A 1380-nucleotide genomic window follows, 5' to 3' on the forward strand; every position below is an offset into this window, starting at 1 on the left:
ACAGCTTATAGGAAAGAGGTGCATCCTCCCAGTCCGCTTCCCAGTTTGGCTGATTGGCCCGATTAATATCAAATTGCAGATTGTGAAGAAATTCTTCCAGACTCATCCTCCTTACCTCCCAGTACCCTAAGGAAACGGATGCGGTTTTAGATTGAGCTGTTCAAATGTCAACGGCCGGTCGGCATACCCCAGTTCCGCCGGGACGTTAAGGACCCTATCAAGTCCTGTCAGACGGGTAAGATGATGCCCGAATGTCATAGGAAGCATGCCGGGAATCAAGACTTTCACGCAGTGCAGACCGTTCTTTGCAAGTTCCGGCGCGGTCTGGTCGACGGCAATGACATCAAGGTTCCGGCTTCGGAATGCGGCAAGAATATCCTTCAGGTCATCCGTAAGATCTGTGTGAACAGACTTCCATTTGAATTCCTCCTGGAAACTTCGCAAAGGCCGGCTGTCATCCTGTAAAAATTTGAACCGTTCTTCGGCCTGCGGCAGCCCGTACAGCATGCCGTGATCATCCATCTGCCTTACGAGGGAATCATCGTAAAGCATTTTTTCATATTCCGTCTTGTTCTTCTCCAATTTTTCATCAAGATTCAACATCATCCCGGCCAGCTCCTGAATCGCACTTTTTGCCGCTCTGACAGGATCCAGGTGCGCACCTGCCGCGAGGATCAGATTCAATCCTGTATCCTTCCTGTTTTTTGCCATCGCAAAGACGCTTGGAATTCCGTGCTCCATTGTGGAGTTATACAAATAGAGATCATACCCTGCGACCGCCCGCATCCGTTCAATCATTAACTGCAGCTCCTCGTCCTCTGCTGTAAGTGGATCAAGGCGCGGCAGGTTGAGCTCTGCATACCAGGTCAAAAGGAATGAATCCCGTTCGACGACCTCCATGATCCCGTAAAAGATCGCTTCCTCCCTGCTTCCGCCAAGAGCACAGCCGTTGGACGTTTCATAGACAAAACCGGATGAGCCGCAGCCGAGACTGTAATAGCTAAGGAGCTCAGGGACGAGAATTGGCCGCTCTTCGATGAGTGAATACCCCCACACCCAGTCAATCTCCCTGTCAGGGTCAAACTTTTCAAAAGGAAAACCCGTCATTGCATACTGTTCTTCGGTATGAACGCCGACCTTCAGCGGATCCAGTGCCTGTTCCTTCACATTCCGGTAGCTGTCATGGACGACTGTCCGTTTGCCGCGCGGCTCCAACCCGCAGTGACGCTCCAATCCTTCAAGAATGGCTGTCAGCTCGCTGTCTGAGTAGACCTGTGTCCGTCCGGCCGTCCCTTCATCCCCGGAGAACATCGGCATATTCACACTCGCATCCGCGAACGGCGTCACCAGGTCATACATCTTAGAGTTAAAAAGTCCGGT

Annotated in this window: 1 protein-coding gene; it reads right to left on the bottom strand. The window is 51.7% G+C overall.

Features of this window, described 5'->3' with window-relative positions; genetic code table 11:
- Positions 1-126: 126 nt before the first annotated feature.
- The coding region (locus HP456_RS23985) for a YcaO-like family protein (RefSeq protein ID WP_172255679.1) at positions 127-1380 on the bottom strand (1254 nt) is incomplete at its 5' end.

Origin of the sequence: Bacillus haikouensis, from assembly GCF_013179555.1 — a bacterium.
In the GTDB taxonomy this organism is placed as follows: Bacteria; Bacillota; Bacilli; order Bacillales; family Bacillaceae_B; genus Rossellomorea; species Rossellomorea haikouensis_A.